This is a genomic window from Variovorax sp. OV084 (assembly GCF_900111625.1).
Taxonomy (GTDB): Bacteria; Pseudomonadota; Gammaproteobacteria; order Burkholderiales; family Burkholderiaceae_C; genus Variovorax.
In genome coordinates this window covers 557,819-574,539 of sequence record NZ_FOII01000002.1, presented here as the reverse complement: position 1 = coordinate 574,539, position 16,721 = coordinate 557,819, and the positions used below count along the sequence as shown (strand labels likewise).

General features: G+C 66.4%; 11 protein-coding genes and 1 tRNA gene. 7 read left to right on the top strand and 5 right to left on the bottom strand.

All coding sequences use genetic code 11. The features are described from left to right. Positions 1-59: 59 nt before the first annotated feature. A complete protein-coding gene (locus tag BMW87_RS08990; protein ID WP_093075850.1) occupies positions 60-2,549 on the bottom strand; it encodes a tetratricopeptide repeat protein in 2,490 nt (829 codons plus the stop codon). A 158-nt stretch (positions 2,550-2,707) separates the two neighbouring features. Then, positions 2,708-5,038, bottom strand: coding sequence for a YadA-like family protein (locus BMW87_RS08985; protein ID WP_256216703.1), 2,331 nt, complete (start codon positions 5,036-5,038; stop codon positions 2,708-2,710). Between the two features lie 618 nt (positions 5,039-5,656). Between BMW87_RS08985 and BMW87_RS08980 the strand changes: the two genes are divergently transcribed. From BMW87_RS08980 to BMW87_RS08950, 7 genes are all read left to right on the top strand, one after another. After that, positions 5,657-6,445 (top strand): response regulator transcription factor, encoded by a 789-nt coding sequence (locus BMW87_RS08980; protein WP_093075848.1) that lies wholly within the window; start codon positions 5,657-5,659, stop codon positions 6,443-6,445. A 168-nt stretch (positions 6,446-6,613) separates the two neighbouring features. Next, complete coding sequence (petA, locus tag BMW87_RS08975; RefSeq protein ID WP_093048676.1) at positions 6,614-7,231, top strand: ubiquinol-cytochrome c reductase iron-sulfur subunit; 618 nt, start codon at positions 6,614-6,616, stop codon at positions 7,229-7,231. Positions 7,232-7,245: 14 nt separating this feature from the next. Beyond that, positions 7,246-8,682, top strand: a complete 1,437-nt coding sequence (locus tag BMW87_RS08970; RefSeq protein WP_093048679.1) for a cytochrome b — start codon at positions 7,246-7,248, stop codon at positions 8,680-8,682. Between the two features lie 34 nt (positions 8,683-8,716). Next, entirely contained in the window at positions 8,717-9,490 is a 774-nt protein-coding gene (locus tag BMW87_RS08965) for a cytochrome c1 (RefSeq protein ID WP_093048682.1), read from the top strand. Positions 9,491-9,586: 96 nt separating this feature from the next. Beyond that, positions 9,587-10,198: a glutathione S-transferase N-terminal domain-containing protein gene (locus tag BMW87_RS08960; RefSeq protein ID WP_007835362.1), complete on the top strand. Its 612-nt coding sequence runs from the start codon at positions 9,587-9,589 to the stop codon at positions 10,196-10,198. 41 nt (positions 10,199-10,239) lie between these two features. Continuing rightward, a complete protein-coding gene (locus BMW87_RS08955; protein WP_093048685.1) occupies positions 10,240-10,815 on the top strand; it encodes a ClpXP protease specificity-enhancing factor in 576 nt (191 codons plus the stop codon). 64 nt (positions 10,816-10,879) lie between these two features. Then, positions 10,880-10,955, top strand: a tRNA-Thr gene (locus BMW87_RS08950). A gap of 41 nt (positions 10,956-10,996) precedes the next feature. On the opposite strand, the gene BMW87_RS08945 is transcribed toward BMW87_RS08950, so the two are convergent. The 3 genes from BMW87_RS08945 to BMW87_RS08935 are packed head-to-tail and all read right to left on the bottom strand — an operon-like array spanning position 10,997 to position 16,715. Next, a complete protein-coding gene (locus BMW87_RS08945; protein ID WP_093075847.1) occupies positions 10,997-13,153 on the bottom strand; it encodes an SWIM zinc finger family protein in 2,157 nt (718 codons plus the stop codon). Next, on the bottom strand, positions 13,150-14,274 hold the full coding sequence (locus BMW87_RS08940; protein ID WP_093075845.1) for a VWA domain-containing protein: 1,125 nt from the start codon (positions 14,272-14,274) through the stop codon (positions 13,150-13,152). Before BMW87_RS08940 ends, BMW87_RS08945 begins: the two co-directional genes overlap by 4 nt. Beyond that, on the bottom strand, positions 14,271-16,715 hold the full coding sequence (locus BMW87_RS08935) for a DUF5682 family protein (protein ID WP_093075844.1): 2,445 nt from the start codon (positions 16,713-16,715) through the stop codon (positions 14,271-14,273). Before BMW87_RS08935 ends, BMW87_RS08940 begins: the two co-directional genes overlap by 4 nt. Positions 16,716-16,721: the final 6 nt, after the last annotated feature.

Sequence of the window (16,721 nt, the reverse complement as noted above, 5' to 3'; positions counted from 1 at the left end):
GATTCAAAAGGCTGCTGGAGCTCTGCTGTTGAAGGAAAGTCGAGTATGCCCGCGATTGCTCACTTCTCCAGCGAGCGTGGCGCAACATCGACATGCGCGGCCGGCAACCCTTCACGACTGCGCGCGGCAATTTGCCTGAAGCCGTCCTCGAGATGGTGCACGAAGCGCGGCGTGTCGAAGTAGCCGCGGCGCGCATCCTTGGCCGCCACGAGCCGCGCGCGCAATGCGGCCAGCTCCTCCGGGTGCGTGGCGTAGTGGATGGCCTTCTGCACGTACTCGTCATGGTTCGTGGCCACCAGCTCCGGCAGCCCGATGGCGCCGAGCAGGCTGCCCGCCATGCGCGACACCATCGTCGTGCCCGTGAGCGCCAGCAGCGGCACGCCCGACCACAGCACGTCGTTCGCGGTGGCGCCGCTGCTGTAGGGGAAGGTGTCGATGAACAGGTCGGCCAGGCCGATGCGCGCCAGATGCTGGTCGACCGGCATGCGCGGCGACACGATCAGGCGCTCGGCCGGCAGGCCCGCCTTGTCCCATTGCGCGCGCAGGTTGTGCTCGAAGCCGTGCGGGCCCTGTGCCAGCCACAGCACCGAGTTCGGAATGCCCTGCACGATGCGCACCCACGCCTCGAAGGTCTCGGGCTGGATCTTGAACGACTGCGAGAAGTTGCACAGCACGAAGGCGTCTTCGGGCAGGCCGTGCTCGGCGCGCGTGGCCTTTTGCGGGTTGACCGGGCGCTTCGTGTCGATCACCTGGAAGGTCTCGGGCAGGCGCAGCAGCTTCTCGGTGTAGCAGTCTTCCGTGCCCGGCGGCGAGAGGAAGTTGTCGGACACCAGGTAGTCGTAGTTAGGCGTGCCGCTGGTGCCCATGTAGCCCAGCCACATGAGCTGCGCTGGCGCCGCGTGATAGGCCATGACCTGCGGCTTGGCGCCGCGCGTGTCGCCCGAGAGGTCGATCAGGATGTCGATCTCGTCCTCGCGGATGCGCTCGGCCATCTGCTGGATCGACTGGCCGTGCATGTCGACGAAGTGCTCGGCCGACGCGGCGATGCGCGCCCGCGCAGGATGGCCGTCGTCCGGACCGTAGGAGTAGACGAAGACTTCGAAATCTTTACGGTCATGCTGGCCGTACAGCTCGGCGGTCAGGTGCGCGACCGGGTGGTTGCGGAAGTCGAATGAGTAGTAGCCCACGCGGATGCGCGGCGCCGTGCGGCGCGCGCCGGCATCGGCGAAAGGCCTGATGCCCGTGTTCCGGTCAGCCAGCGTGGCGGAGCGCTCGGTCCAGTTCATCAGCCGGCGCGCATCGTCGTAGTTCGACATCAGGATGAACGACGACACGGTCTGGTCGTTGTTCGGGTTGTCCAGCAGCGCCGCGATCCTGGCGCGCAGCTCGGGTACGCCGTTCCAGTCGGCGATGTGCGCCTTTTCGCCCAGCATCCACACCATGGCCGGCATGAAGTCGGGGTCGTCGCGCAGGCACTGCTCGAACTCCGCAATGGCCGCCTCCGACTGGCCGGCCATTACATAGGTCACGCCCAGATTGCAGCGTGCGAGCACCTGGCGCGGATGCACTTCGAGCGCCTTCTTGAGCACTTCGATGGCGGTGTCGAAATGGCCGAGGCGGAAGTTCACCGTGCCCAGGTTGTTCAGCAGGAGCTCGTGCTCGGGCAGGCTTTCCAGCGCCAGCTTGTAGAGCTCGGCCGATTCCGCAAAGCGCATCGACACGCCTTCGAGCGCGCCGCACACGCCGTAGAGCGCGGCCACGCCTTCGGGGTCGGACAGCGCCTTGTGGCGCTCCTCGGCCGGCCAGTTGCGCATGGCGCGCTGCATGGGTGCGATGGCCTCCTCGGTGCGGCCGCAGCTCTGCAGCGCCCTGGAGAGCATGAAGGCGGCCTCGCAATCCTGCGGGTCGGCCGCAGCCCGCTCGTACGAGTCGAGCGCGGCGGCCCAGTCTTTTTGATGCGCGCGGATCTTGCCGATGTTCTTGTGCGCGGCCGCATAGCCAGGATCGAGCGCGAGCGCCTGGCGGAACTGCACGATCGCCTCGTCGAAGCGGTCCTGCTCCATGTCGATTGCGCCGGCGTTGTTCCATGCCGCGGGCGCCTGCGGTGCGAGCCGCGTGGCTTCGGCTGCGGCTTCGCGTGCCTGGCGGAACTTCTTCTGCTGGCGGTACACCGCCGACAGGTTCACGTAGGCCTCGGGGTAGTTCGGCAGCGCCTTGATCGCGCGGCGAAGGTCTTGCTGCGCTTCGGCCGGCAGGCCCATGTGCATGAAGATCGTCGCGCGGGTGTTGAAGTAGAAGTGGTGCGGCGACCGCGCGATTGCGCGGTTCACATAGTTCAGTGCCAGCTTCGGTCGTCCTTGCCGGTACAGCGCCTCGCCCGTCAGGTGCAGCGCATCGGCATGCTCCGGAAAGCGCGACAGCAGGGCTTCGTAGACCTGGATGGCCTCGGCGAAACGGCCCACCCGGTGCAGCACCAGTCCCTGTTCCAGAAGGCTGCCGGCATCTGCTGCCGATGTGGAGGGTGCGGGGGCGAGAGAAGGTGAGTTCATGAAGCCGTGTGATGGACGGGTCAGAAGGTCGGCCGCTGCAGGAAATGCCGGCCTTCATGCAAGTGAAAAAGGCCGGCAACCCAGTATAGGGGCCGGCCTTCCGTTTCATCAGCGGGCGTTCCCGCAGCGCAGGGGCGCCGCAGGCACGCCGGGCCGGATTACCAGGACCAGGAGGCGCCGATGCCGCCGCCGACCTTGCCGCTGCTGCCGCTGCCGATGTTCACCTTGATCTGCGCGCCTTCGCCGATGCGGAAGCTGGCCGCCGCAGCGAGGGCCGAGCGGCCGTCGTACGAGCCCACGCCCACGCCGATGCCGAAGCTCTTGCCCGCTTCGAGCGCCGGCACCGAGGCCGCCGCCAGGGCGATGGCTGCACCGGTGCTGCTGGTCTTGCGCATGTCCTGCACTTCGTTGCGGACCTGGTTCAACTGCGACATGTTCGCGGCGTCCGTCGGCAGGACGCCGGGAGCCACGTTCTGCACGCGGCCGTTGGCGACCACGCCGTTGCCCGCCGTGATGGTGCCGCCCGCCGTCACGTTGCCGGTGACGTTGACCGTGCCCGCGTTCAGTGTCGTGACGTTGCCGGTCACGGCGTTGATCGTGGTGATGTTACCGGTCTGCGTGTTCAGCACCGTGATGTTGCCGTTGGCCGCCGTGACCGTCTGGAAGTTGCCGGTGGTGGCGTTCACCGTGCTTGCATTCACCGTCGTGGCGCTCACCGTGTTGGCGGTCAGCGCGTTGATGGTGGCGCTGGCTGCCGACAGGTTGGTGGTGCTGACGTTGGTTGCGCTCAACGTGTTGATCGTGCCGCGGCTCGCCGACAGGTTCGTCGTGCTGACGTTGGTGGCGCTCAGCGTGTTGATGGTGCCGGCGTTGGCCGTCAAGTTCGTGGTGCTGACGTTGGTGGCGCTCAACGTGTTGATGGTGCCGTTGTTGGCAGTCAGATCCGTCGTGCTGACGTTGGTAGCACTCAGCGTGTTGATCGTGCCGGCGTTGGCCGTCAGGTTGGTGGTGCTGACGTTGGTGGCGCTCAACGTGTTGATGGTGCCGTTGTTGGCGGTCAGATCCGTCGTGCTGACGTTGGTAGCACTCAGCGTGTTGATCGTGCCGTTGCTGGCTGTCAGGTTCGTCGTGCTGACATTGGTCGAGCTCAACGTATTGATGGTGCCGTTGTTGGCAGTCAGGTCCGTGGTGCTGACATTAGTGGCACTCAGCGTGTTGATGGTGCCATTGCTGGCGGTCAGATCCGTCGTGCTGACGTTCGTTGCGCTCAACGTGTTGATGGTGCCGTTGTTGGCCGTCAGATCTGTGGTGCTGACATTGGTCGCGCTCAGCGTGTTGATGGTGCCGTTTGCAGCCGTCAGGTCCGTGGTGCTGACGTTGGTTGCGCTCAGTGTGTTGATCGTGCCGTTCGACGCCGTCAGGTTCGTCGTGCTGACGTTGGCCGAGCTCAACGTATTGATCGTGCCGTTGCTGGCTGTCAGGTTCGTGGTGCTGACATTGGCGGAGCTCAGCGTGTTGATGGTGCCGTTCGACGCCGTCACGTTGGTGGTGCTGACGTTGGTGGACGTGAGCGTCGAGATGCTGCCGGTGTTCGACGTCAGGTTGGTCGTGACGACGCTGGTGGCATCGACATTGGTTGCCTGCACGTTGGTCGCGGTGAGGCCGGTCGTCAGGATGTTGGTCGAGGTCAGCGACTGGATAGTGCCGTTGCCCGACGACAGGTTGCCCGTGGTCACGTTGCTCGCGCTCAGCGTGTTGATCGTGCCGTTGGCTGCCGAGATGCTGGTCGTGGCCAGGTTGTTGATCGTGCCGTTGGCGGCCGAGACGTTAGTGGCGCTGACGCTGCCGGCAGACACGGTGCCTGCGGTGAGAGTGGCCGTGCTGATGCTGGTGGAGGTCAGGTTGGTGACCGTGCCGGTGCCGGCCGTGACGGTCGCGGCGCTGACGTTGCCTGCAGACACAGTGCCTGCGGTGAGGGTGCCCGTGCTGATGCTGGTGGATGTCAGGTTGGTGATCGTGCCGGTGCCGGCCGTGACGGTCGCGGCACTGACGTTGCCTGCGGACACGGTGCCTGCGGTGATCGTGCCGGTGCTGATGCTGGTCGAGGTCAGGTTGGTGGCCGTTGCCGATGTTGCGCTCAGGCTGGTGGTGGTCACCCGGGTTGCGGTGATGCTGCCTGCGGCGACTGTGCCGGCCGTGATGCTGCCCGAACTCAACGTATTGATGCTGCCGTTGTTGGCAGTCACGCTGCCCGCACTGACGCTCGTTGCGGTCAGCGTGGGCGTAGATATTCCGTCTGCGGAGGTCAGGACCCCGTTGTTCGGCCCCCCCACCACATTGACGTTGTTTCCGCCCACCTGGACCTGGGCATATGCCACCGGCAACGTCATCACATAGCCGGCGCCCACGAGCACCGAAGCGAGAAGGCGGCTGACGCCTGGGCGATGAACGATGAACGAGCGAACGCTGGAGCGCTTGGATGTAGTCATTTGGACTTTTTTCCTTGAAGAATCAGTTGCCATTTCTGGTCTTCCAAGCGCCCTCGTCGCGTGGAAGCAGGGTTGGGTTTCATTGCGTTACCCAATGCAACTGATGCTAGGAATCGAGGTCTTCGATGAACATCACCGGGATCCGTAGTTCTGGATGTATGCACGCAGCTTGACGAAGCATCGGCAAATCAACGAGGTGCTCGCAAAGCCAACGCCCATGCGGCTTCGCAGACATCGCGCAAATCGCGTGGTGACGTTTCGATACGCGTTTCGGAGCGCGTTTCGTGTGGCGCGGTGCTACGTAACACACGCAGTAACCCGTACGTAACAACGGCGAAAAAACGGCCTTTTCAAGGCCTCCTCAAGCCCTCGTTTTTCGGGTCGTTCGAGGCAATTTCTCCAATGAAATCAAAGTACTACACGCGCTGGCGCGCCGTGCGCCCCGGTGTTCCTCCGCGCGGGCATCGTTCCTGCGGTATCTGAAACGAAAGTCAACATTTCGTCGCTGCCTGCGGGTAGCTACAGAGCCAGAGGACGTCGCGTGATCAATTTTTTCTTGGGCATTGAAAACGCATGCAGCGCGGGCGAAGTCCGCTGCGTGCCGGCAGGAGAGCGGTCATGGAAATGAACATGCAATACGCCGCCGCCGTGCGGCATGTGCCATCGGCCGCGCAGTTGTATGGCGGCGTTTTTCACGCAGCGTTGATCGTCGCGGACGATTCCATCGCCGCCGACCGCATGCGGCGCATCCTCGCCGAACTCGCACCGCATCGCCGCGTGGTGATCGCGTCGGGCCGGGCCGAGGCGCTCAACCTGCTGGCGGCATTGCCCTATGACCTCGTGCTGGTCGACATGCGGCTGCCGGGCAATGACGGCGCTGCGCTGCTTCATCATGTGCGCCAGGCTTATCCGCGCATCGAGAGCATCGGCATGTCGGCAACCGACGACCAGGAACTCGTGAACGCAGCAATCGCTGCCGGCGCCATCGGCTATCTGCTGACCGAAGCCGACGACGCCGAACTCGCCTATCTGCTGCGCTCCATCGAGCGCGGCGGCTCGCCGATGGATTCGCGCATCGCGCGGCGCATCCTCGGTTCGATTGCCGCTTACGCGAAGGCGCGCACGATCGAACCCATCCGCGTCCAGGCCCCGGTGCCGGCGCCGTCGTCGTCGTCGTCGTCGGAGCAGGCTTCTGCCGCCAGGCTGCCGCAGGGCCTGCTGTCGCCACGGGAACTCAAGGTGCTGCGCCTCATCGCACAGGGCTGGAGCAACCGACAGATCGCGGACGCGGTCTATCTGTCGGTCAACACCATCGAGTTTCATGCGAAGAGCATCTATCGCAAGCTCTCCGTCAAGTCGCGGACCCAGGCGGTCCACGAGGCGATGCAGCACGGTCTTCTGAACTGAAGTCCCCGCGGCGACAGCCCTTGTCGCCCCCGGCGGGCGCCCCGCGAATGCGGCGCGCCTTGCCGTCGTTCGCCGGCCACGCGCATGGCGGCCATTGAATATCCCTTGAGCGCCCCGCTACAATCGCGGGTTGACTCCTGCTCCAGCGAAGAAGACAAGAGGATCCCCATGAGTGACATGACCTCCGGCTCGCCCCGGATCGACACCAGCAAGCGGACGTGGTTGATTGCATCCAGCTGCGCCGGCGTGGTGGGCGGCGTGGCAACCGCCGTTCCCTTTGTGAGCACTTTCCAGCCTTCCGAGAAGGCCAAGGCCGCGGGCGCCGCGGTCGAGGTCGATATCTCGGGCCTCAAGGTCGGCGAGAAAATCACCGTCGAATGGCGCGGCAAGCCGGTCTGGATCCTCAAGCGCACCCCCGCGCAGATCGCCGAACTTCCCAAGCTGGACGGCCAGCTGGCCGACCCCCTCTCCAAGCGTCATCCCGACGAATTCACCCCCAAGTACGCGCAGAACGAGCACCGCTCGATCAAGCCCGACGTGCTGGTCGTGGTCGGCATCTGCACCCACCTGGGCTGCTCGCCGACCGACCGCTTCCAGGCCGGTCCGCAGCCTTCGCTGCCGAACGACTGGGAAGGCGGCTTCCTCTGCCCCTGCCACGGTTCCACTTTCGACCTGGCTGGCCGGGTCTTCAAGAACAAGCCCGCGCCCGACAACCTGCCGGTGCCGCCGCACATGTACCTGTCGGACACCAAGCTCCTGATCGGTGAAGACTCCAAGAAGGCCTGAGGCGGAAGAAGAACATGGCTGAATTCCACGAGATTTCCCCCAACGCTCCTGCCAGCGAGAAGCTGCTGAACTGGGTCGACAACCGCTTCCCGCTCAGCAAGCTCTGGAACGACCAGTGGGGCAAGTACTACGCGCCGAAGAACTTCAACTTCTGGTACATCTTCGGCTCGCTGGCCATGCTGGTCCTGGTGATCCAGATCGTCACCGGCATCTTCCTCGTCATGCACTACAAGCCCGACGCGAACCAGGCGTTCGCATCGGTCGAGTACATCATGCGCGACGTGCCGTGGGGCTGGCTCATCCGCTACATCCACTCGACGGGCGCCTCGGCGTTCTTCATCGTGGTGTACCTGCACATGTTCCGCGGCCTCATGTACGGCAGCTACCGCAAGCCGCGCGAGCTGATCTGGGTATTCGGCTGCGCGATCTTCCTGTGCCTGATGGCCGAAGCCTTCATGGGCTACCTGCTGCCCTGGGGCCAGATGTCCTACTGGGGCGCCCAGGTCATCGTGAACCTGTTCGCCGCCATTCCCTTCGTCGGCCCTGACCTGGCCCTGCTGATCCGCGGCGACTACGTGGTGAGCGACGCCACGCTGAACCGCTTCTTCAGCTTCCACGTGATCGCCGTGCCGCTGGTGCTGCTCGGCCTGGTGGTGGCCCACCTGATCGCACTGCATGAAGTGGGTTCGAACAACCCCGATGGCATCGAGATCAAGGCCAAGCGCGGTCCCGACGGCCATCCGCTGGACGGCATTCCGTCGCATCCGTACTACACGGTGCACGACATCTTCGGCGTGGTGGTGTTCCTCACGATCTTCTCGGCGGTGATCTTCTTCGCCCCTGAAGCCGGCGGGTACTTCCTCGAATACAACAACTTCATTCCGGCCGATTCGCTGAAGACGCCGAACCACATCGCTCCGGTCTGGTACTTCACGCCCTTCTATTCGATGCTGCGTGCGACCACCGACGACATGGTCAACGTGTTCGCGCTCATCGTTGCCGCGGCCGCCATCTGGAACCTCGTCAAGGGCAAGTCGGGCATGGGCCTGAAGATTGCCGGCGTCGTCGTGGCGGCTGTCGTGATCTTCCTGCTCAAGAACTTCGACGCCAAGTTCTGGGGCGTGGTCATCATGGGCGGCTCGGTCATCATCCTGTTCTTCCTGCCGTGGCTCGACCACAGCGAAGTCAAGTCGATCCGCTACCGTCCGGGCTGGCACAAGTATGTGTACGGCGTGTTCGTGTTCTTCTTCCTGATCCTGGGCTACCTGGGCATCCAGGCGCCCGGCGTCTGGGGCAACCTGGTCATCGGCTCTTTCGCCCTCGACATCGCGCAGACCATTTCGCAGATCGGCACGCTCTTCTACTTCGGCTTCTTCCTGCTGATGCCGTGGTGGAGCCGCAAGGGCGAGTTCAAGACCGTGCCCGAGCGCGTGGTCTTCGCCGCTCATTGAGAACCAGAAGCGCAAGAGAGCTGAGAGAAACACGATGAAGAAAAGCATTTCCGGCTGGCTCGCGGTCCTGGGTCTCGCACTGGGCCTGACCTTTTCCGCGGCGGCATCGGCCGAGTCCGAAGGCATCGCGTGGGACAAGGCGCCCAACAAGACGACCGACGTGGCCGCCTTGCAGAACGGCGCCAAGCTGTTCGTCAACTACTGCCTGAACTGCCACTCGGCAGCCTTCATGCGCTACAACCGCCTGCAGGACATCGGCATCACCGAGCAGCAGATCAAGGACAACCTTCTGTTCGCGACCGACAAGGTCGGCGAAACCATGAAGGCCAACATCGACGCGCGCCAGGCCAAGGAATGGTTCGGCACCACGCCGCCCGACCTGACGCTGGTCGCCCGCTCGCGCGCCGGCCACGGCGGCACCGGCGCCGACTACCTCTACACGTACCTTCGCACCTACTACCGCGACGACACCAAGGCCACCGGCTGGAACAACCTCGTGTTCCCGAGCGTCGCCATGCCGAACCCCCTGTGGGAACTGCAAGGCGAACGCCGCCCGGTCTACACCAAGGTCGAACAGCACGGCCACGAAACCGAAGTGTTCAAGGGCTGGGAGCAAGTCACTCCCGGCACCCTGACGCCCGTGCAGTACGACAATGCGGTCGGCGACCTGGTGAGTTACCTGCAATGGATGGCCGAACCGGCACAGAACACCCGCATCCGCATCGGCGTGTGGGTGCTGCTGTTCCTGGCCATGTCGGTGGTATTCGTGTGGCGACTGAACGCCTCGTACTGGAAAGACGTCAAGTAGTTCCGTCCACGCCGACCGGATACCCTCGGGCATCCGGTCCCACAGAGTGGGTTGCCAACGCGACCCACTCTTTTTGATTTTTAGGAGTCTCTCGCCATGATGGTCTTGTATTCAGGAACGACCTGCCCCTTTTCCCACCGCTGCCGCTTCGTGTTGTTCGAAAAGGGCATGGACTTCGAGATCCGCGACGTCGATCTCTACAACAAGCCCGAAGACATCAGCGTGATGAACCCGTACGGCCAGGTGCCGATCCTGGTCGAGCGCGACCTGATCCTGTACGAGTCGAACATCATCAACGAGTACATCGACGAGCGCTTCCCGCATCCCCAGCTGATGCCCGGCGACCCGGTCGACCGCGCCCGTGTGCGCCTGTTCCTGCTCAACTTCGAGAAGGAACTCTTCGTGCACGTCTCGACGCTCGAGAACCGCACCACCAAGGGCAACGAGAAGGCGCTGGAAAAGGCCCGCTCGCACATTCGCGACCGCCTCACGCAGCTGGCACCCGTGTTCCTCAAGAACAAGTACATGCTGGGCGACAACTTCTCGATGCTCGACGTGGCCATCGCGCCGCTGTTGTGGCGCCTGGACTACTACGGCATCGACCTCAGCAAGAACGCGGCACCGCTCTTGAAGTACGCCGAGCGCATCTTCTCGCGCCCGGCCTACATTGAAGCACTCACGCCTTCTGAAAAGGTCATGCGAAAGTAAGTAAGCTTCGTGCCTGCTTCCATCGTTTTCCGTCGCTTTTCATGATCAACGCGCTCGAGTCGTCTTCCACCCGCCCGTACCTCATCCGGGCGCTGTACGAATGGTGTACCGACAACGGGTTCACGCCCTATGTCGCGGTGCAGGTCGACGACACCGTCCAGGTGCCGCGCGAGTACGTGAAGAACGGCGAGATCGTGCTCAACATCAGCTTCGACGCGACCAGCTCGCTCAAGCTCGGCAACGACTTCATCGAGTTCAAGGCCCGTTTTGCGGGCACGGCGCGTGAAATCAGCGTACCGGTTGGGCGCGTGATTGCCATCTACGCACGCGAAAACGGACAGGGCATGGCGTTTCCCGCGCCGGCACCGTCGGTTCCTGCGGAGCACGATGGCAGCGATGGTCCGGTCTCCGCGCCTTCGCCTCAAGGTCCGGCCCGCATGCCCTTGCGTGACGCCTCGCGTGGCACCGAAGGCGATGCCGGCAAGATCGTTCACCTGGTGACGGGCGAGGACGGCGACGAAACGGTCGATGCGGGCTCGCCCGCCGATCCGGTCGACGAGCCGCCGCGCCCGCCAGCCGGTGGCGGCACCAGGCCCTCGCTCAAGCGCATCAAGTAACAGTGGCAGGAGCGAGCAGCCGGGCATGCCGGCTGGCGCTACTAGAATCACGCACTGGAATTTCGCCGCTTTAGCTCAATTGGTAGAGCACCCGCCTTGTAAGCGGAAGGTCGTCAGTTCGATTCCGACAAGCGGCACCATGCAAAGAACCCCTGAGTCCTGAACCGGCTCAGGGGTTTTTTCATGCCGAGGCCGATTGCGCCACGCCCTGCATCAGCAAGCCGAGCATTGCCAGTTGCGCCACCAGCGCCGGCCTTTGCGCCGACCGCAGGTTCTCGAGCACGGCCTCCAGCAGCGTTGCGCCTCGCCCCAGCCCGGCCTGCTTCAACCGCAGCACCTGCGCTTGCGCTTTCGACATTGCGCCGCCGCCCTGATGGCGCAGGCCTTGGCGCAGCCACAGCGCCAACAGCTCCAGCGTGTCGCCGGCCAGCGCATTCAGCGCCGGTACTTCTTCGGCGTCGCTTTCCAGATCCAATGGCTTCGGCGCGACCGCTTCGACCTGCAGCACCACCGCGCGCTGTGCCGTCAGCAGGCTCAGCGGCTGCATGACGGCCTGGCTGCCTTGCAGATGCACCGTGCCCGCCACGGCGCGCAGCACGCCGTACTCGCCGGCGAGCGCGCGTGCCAGCGCATCGACCGCGCCAGGTGTGGCCGCGCGATGCGGCAACGCCAGATGCAGCTGCGCGTCTTCGGTCCTGGCTTCGTTCGCTTCGTCCGCCGCTGCCTGTCCGAGCCGCGCATGCAGCACCTGCGCCGCCGCATCCCAATGGCAAGACGCTACCTCCATGCGCTCGAACGCCACCACATGCAGCTGCCCTGAGGCACCAGCCGATGCGCCACTCGCAGCCTGCCGCGGCCGGACGAAATCGGGCTGCGCTTCTTTCAGATGCGCCACCAGCCCCGCCACGCTGTTTTGCCGCAGCGGTGCGACCAGGTCGTCCCACGATTTCGGCGACAGCGGCAGCACGCCGGTCTGCCGCGCGCCCGCCGTGATGTCGACCAGCCCGTTGGCGCGCCGCGTCGCGGTCTTGGTGATGACCTGTCCGCTCGCCAGTTGCCGCAGCGGAAAGCCCGCGACACGCCGGTTCAGCAGGTTGGGCGCCGCGCCGCCGGCTGCCGCATCGGCCTCGCGCGACCACTGGCGCTCCAGCACGGTCACGTTCTGCGTGTCGGGGTCGGCAAAGAGAATGTTCGCGCCCTCGGCCGTCTCGTCGGACCAGAGCTCCGCGCCGAGCGACACCAGCCGCAGATGATCGAGCGCGACCTCGCCCTTCACGCCGATGCCAAGGATCTGGCTGGCCGGTAGCGCGGGCCGTGCAGAGCCATCCTGCGGCCGCCCGGCATGCGCCGCCGCCTGCAGCCGCGCCCACAGCTCGGTCAGCACGCGCACCAGCCGCAGCGGATCGAATCGGCTGCTGCGCGCCTGCTGGGCCTGCAGCAGCTGCCAGAGTTCGTCGAGCGCGTCGTCGATCCAGTTCCAGCCCAGCGCGCGCACCTGGCTGCGCACGGACTCGAAGCGGGCCGCCAGCGCCATCAGCGGCTGGCTGGAACCGTCGAGCCAGAGCGACAGCAGCAGGGCGTCGATCTGCGCGCGCAGGGTCAGCGCGGCTTCGCCCTGCATGGCTGAGGGCAGCGGCGCGGGTTCCGCCGTGTCCACGCCAGCGGACGCGGACGGTTGCACCTCGACCATCACCTCCGCCGAACCCGGCACCAGCGATCCGGCCTGCCGGAAGGCCCACACCGCGATCACCACGTGCGCGCAGCCGCTGCCCTGCTTGCAGTCGCAGCGCGCATGAACCAGCGAGCTGCGCGAGAAGAAGCGCACGCTGCACATCGGCAGCCGCGCCACGGGCGGCGCACTGGCGCTGCGCCAGGCCTGCACGCCGACCACAGGGCGCGCGGCGGCGAGCTTGTTCGCCTGTTCGAGCACCGACGGCGCGAGGCTCGCGGCCAGCGCGGCATCGTCGAACTGCGCGGGGCTCCATGCGCCGTCCGGCTCTGCCGAAGCCTCATCGGGCGTGTCCGGCGCATCGGCCTTTGCCGACGCAGCCTGCGCCTGGTACGCCAGCACCAGCATCACCCGATGCCGACACATGCCGCTTGCCGGGCAACTGCATTGCGCGTCGCGCAGCGTGCGTCCCGGCGGCAGGCTGGTGCGCACGCCGTCGTCGAAATGCGCCTGCACCACGCCGTCGGCTCCGGTCTCCATTTTCGGCAGCAGGCCGGCCGCCACATCCTTCTGCGCGCGCTTGACGAAGCCAGCGTTGGCCAGCGCCGTCAGCGCCTCTGGCGTCAGCTCCAGCAGGTCGGCGCGCCAAGTTGTCGTGGAGCCGCTCATCCCTGCACCTTCTCGGCCAGCCAGCCCGCGAGCTGGCCAGGCGTCATCGCGCCGATCTGCGCGCCTTCGCGCACCAGCCGCGCGGCCATCTCGCGGTCGTAGTTGGGCTCGGCCTTCGAATCGAGCGCGGCCAGCCCCAGCACCTTCGCGCCGGACTCGACCAGCGCCTTCACGCGGCGCACCAGTTCATGCTCGCTGCCGCCTTCGTAGAAGTCGCTCACCAGCACCACGATGCTCTTGCGCGGATTGGCGACGAGCGACTGCGCATAGGCCACAGCCTTCGCGATGTCGGTGCCCCCGCCCAGCTGCACCTTCATCAGCAGCTCTACCGGGTCCGACACGTCGGCAGTCAGGTCGACCACCGCGGTGTCGAAGGCCACGAGCCGCGTTCGCATGCCGGGCAACTGCCACAGGCAGGCGGCCATCACCGCGCTGTGGATCACCGAGTCGACCATCGAGCCGCTCTGGTCGATCAGCAAAATGATGTCCCACGGCTCGGCATGCCGTTTGGTGCGGCTGATGAACACCGGCCGCTCCACGTAGAGCTTGCGGCGTTCCGGGTCGTAGCGGTGCAGGTTGGCCGCCAGCGTCTGCTTGAAGTCGAAGTTGCGCGCCACCTTCATGCGCGAGCGGCGGCGCCGGTCGCGGCTGCCGCTGAAGGCCTGGCGCACTTCGGTGGCGAGCTTTTCCATGATGCGCCGCACCACCTCGGCCACCAGCTTGCGCGCGGCTGCCAGCACCTGCGGGTTCATCAGGTGCTTGGTGTGCAGAACCGCGCGCAGCAGCGATTCAGAAGGTTCGATGCGCTCCAGCACTTCGAGATTCGTCACCACTTCGTCGATGCCGTAGCGCTCGACTGCGTCCTGCTCCAGCCGCTCGATCACTTCCTTGGGAAAGAGCGTGTGGATGGCGTTGATCCAGTCCGGCGTGGTCAGAGCCGAGGGGCCCAGGCCCGCGCTGCGTTCGCCGCGGGTCGCACGGTCGCCGTCTCGGCCGTAGAGCCAGTCGAGCGCGGCATCGGCGGCCTGTGCCTCGGCGCTCAGGCTGCCGCAGGCCGATTCGGCGGGGTCGCCCAGCAGCAGGCGCCAGCGCTGCAGCGGATCGGGAATGTCGAGGCTCATGGGTGGGGCCTTCCTTGCGCGTCTTCCAGCGTCACGCCCCAGGCAGCAAGGCGCGCGAGCACGGCGTCTTCCACGCGGCGGGCCTCGGCCAATTGCTCGGGCGCAGCCTCGCCGGCGCGGTGGGCCGTGAGCGCGCGGCGCGACAGGTGCGTGGCGTCGTGCAGCGCCAGCACCTGGTCGGCCAGCAGCCCGCGCTCCTGCGGCGGCAGCCAGGCGAAGGCAGCGCGCAGGCTGGGCATGGCGCGCACGAAGTCGGCGTTGTCCAGCGCCTGCACGGTGCGGTCCATGCCGGCGACGAAAGCGGGCTCGGACGACAGCGTTTCGCGCGCCAGCGCCAGCAGCCCAGTGAGCGCGTCGCCGAGCACCGGCGCGGGCAGCGAATGCAGCAGCTGCATGGCTTCGCTCACGCCGTGATCGCTGTGCGCTTGAGCATCGGCAATCCGGCCAGCCAGGCTCAGCGTTGCGCCGAGCGCCGCACCGCGGCTCACGGGTGCGGCGCTGGTGTCGGCGGCCTTGCGTTGCCATACGGCGAGCGCGCGGGCCGGCTCCACGTCGAGCAGCGATGGTGCGTGCGCATCGTGTGCGTTGTCCTGCGCATGGGCCAGCACGTCGGCCACGATCCGGCGCAGCGCGAGGTGGCCTTCGAGATGCGCCTGCATGTCTGCCGGCGTGATGGCGGCGGGCGGCTCCAGCAGCCACAGCGCACGGTCGAAGCCCGATTCGATCACCACGCGCAGCACCGGCGCATCGGCCATGCCCAGCATCTGGCCGTGGCGCAGCAGCGTGTGCAGCACCGACAGGGCAGGGCCCAGTGCCTCGAAGCGCGGCTCGCTGGCAATCGCGCCGCGCAACTCGCGCAGCAGCGCATCGCTGAGCGCCGACAGCCCTGCCCACGCGGCCTGGTTGAGTCCGTCGGCCAGCGGGCCGATGCGGCCGTGGGCCTGGCGCAGATCGTCCTCGAGCCGGGCGCGCGCCGCGTCATGCAGGCTCGCGCCCCAGGCGCCGGCCTCGATCAGCGCGGCCTGCTGCTCCAGCGGCTCGCTCAGCGACCACAGTTCGGTGCGTTCGCCCGACATCGCGAGCTTCGGCCCTTGCGTGCGGCGTACGCCGGGCAGCCGCAGGACCGACAGCCGGTGCAGCACGCGGCTCTTCGCGCGGTCGGTTTCGAGCAGCAGGTCGAGCTTGAGCTGGCCGCGCAGCACGATGCCGTGTGCCGCCAGCTCGGCCTGTACGGCGGCCACCAGCGGCGGCTGCGGCGTGCCGGGCGCGAGGCGGCCGACGGTGTCGCCGGCCAGCACGTCCATGGCCTGCACCAGCACGGGGTCGGTGCCGGGGCGGATCGCGCCGCGATAAGTCCAGGGCAGGGGCGCGTCGAGCGCGTCTTTCACCAGCGCGCCGGCCAGTGCGTCGAGCCAGTCGGAGCGCAGCGGCTTCTCGTGCCCGCGCAGCCGCGCGAGCCCTTGCGCGCGCAAGTGCACAGCCATCAGGTCGGCGGTGGAAGCGGGCAGTTTCTTTTCGCGCAGGCGCTGCATCACGTGTTGCAGCGCGCGGTGTGCGGCGCCTTCGGGGCCATGGTCCCAGACCCACTGGTAGTAGGCCGGGGAGGGCATGCCCGATGCGTAGCCCGCGAAGGCGTCGAGGCGCTTGAAGGTGTAGGGCACGAGGTAGGAGCCGAAGCGCAGCGTGGCCTCGGGATCGGGCGTCCCCGGCGCTTCTTCATCGTCGGAGGATTCGAGCGAGGGCTGTGGCGTGGCGGGCAGTTCAGTCGGCACGCTTTGCCACAGCCGCGCCAACGCGGGCGCGTGATAGCCGCCGCACACCACCAGTGCCTGCGCCCGGCCCGGTTCGCCCGGCTGCGCCATCGCCCAGGCGATCCAGCGCGCCATCATCTGCTCGCGCGCCTGGTTGCCTTGCGAGCCGCGGTCTTCGCCGCGCAGGTTGTCGAAATAGGTCGAGAGGCGCTGCGCCAGCTCGGCCGCATCGCAGCCGTCCTCGAACAGGTGGTCCCACAGCGCATCGCGGCCCTGCACCGAGAGCTTTTCGGTCAGCGCGCGCTCGTAGGCTTCGGCGCGCTCCTCGTGTTCGTGGTCGGCCACGTCGGCGTAGCGGTTCTCCATGCGCGAGAAGGCGTCGTGCCAGGCCGGCAGATCGATGAAGCGCACGGCGGCACCGACCTCGCGTGCCACCTGCAGCGCCTGCCACTCCGGCGAATGCTCGGCAAAGGGCGACCACGAACCGCGGTGCGTCTGGTCGCCCGAGAGATAGCTGTAGATCGCCACCGGCAACTGGTGCGGCAGGTACAGCTCGTCGAGCCGTTCGTTGAAGTCGGCTGGGCCTTCGATCAGCACGTACGCCGGGCGCAGCGTGCGGATGCGCTCGGCCACCAGCCGCGCGCAGGCGGGGCTGTGGTGGCGCACGCCGACGATGTGGGGTTGCTGCATCGGCGC

Excerpts from the sequence above, each read along its gene's own strand:
- BMW87_RS08990 (WP_093075850.1), bottom strand. The coding sequence starts at position 2,549 with ATGAACTCACCTTCTCTCGCCCCCGCACCCTCCACATCGGCAGCAGAT.
- BMW87_RS08985 (WP_256216703.1), bottom strand. The coding sequence starts at position 5,038 with ATGACTACATCCAAGCGCTCCAGCGTTCGCTCGTTCATCGTTCATCGC.
- BMW87_RS08980 (WP_093075848.1), top strand. The coding sequence starts at position 5,657 with ATGGAAATGAACATGCAATACGCCGCCGCCGTGCGGCATGTGCCATCG.
- petA (WP_093048676.1), top strand. The coding sequence starts at position 6,614 with ATGAGTGACATGACCTCCGGCTCGCCCCGGATCGACACCAGCAAGCGG.
- BMW87_RS08970 (WP_093048679.1), top strand. The coding sequence starts at position 7,246 with ATGGCTGAATTCCACGAGATTTCCCCCAACGCTCCTGCCAGCGAGAAG.
- BMW87_RS08965 (WP_093048682.1), top strand. The coding sequence starts at position 8,717 with ATGAAGAAAAGCATTTCCGGCTGGCTCGCGGTCCTGGGTCTCGCACTG.
- BMW87_RS08960 (WP_007835362.1), top strand. The coding sequence starts at position 9,587 with ATGATGGTCTTGTATTCAGGAACGACCTGCCCCTTTTCCCACCGCTGC.
- BMW87_RS08955 (WP_093048685.1), top strand. The coding sequence starts at position 10,240 with ATGATCAACGCGCTCGAGTCGTCTTCCACCCGCCCGTACCTCATCCGG.
- BMW87_RS08945 (WP_093075847.1), bottom strand. The coding sequence starts at position 13,153 with ATGAGCGGCTCCACGACAACTTGGCGCGCCGACCTGCTGGAGCTGACG.
- BMW87_RS08940 (WP_093075845.1), bottom strand. The coding sequence starts at position 14,274 with ATGAGCCTCGACATTCCCGATCCGCTGCAGCGCTGGCGCCTGCTGCTG.
- BMW87_RS08935 (WP_093075844.1), bottom strand. The coding sequence starts at position 16,715 with ATGCAGCAACCCCACATCGTCGGCGTGCGCCACCACAGCCCCGCCTGC.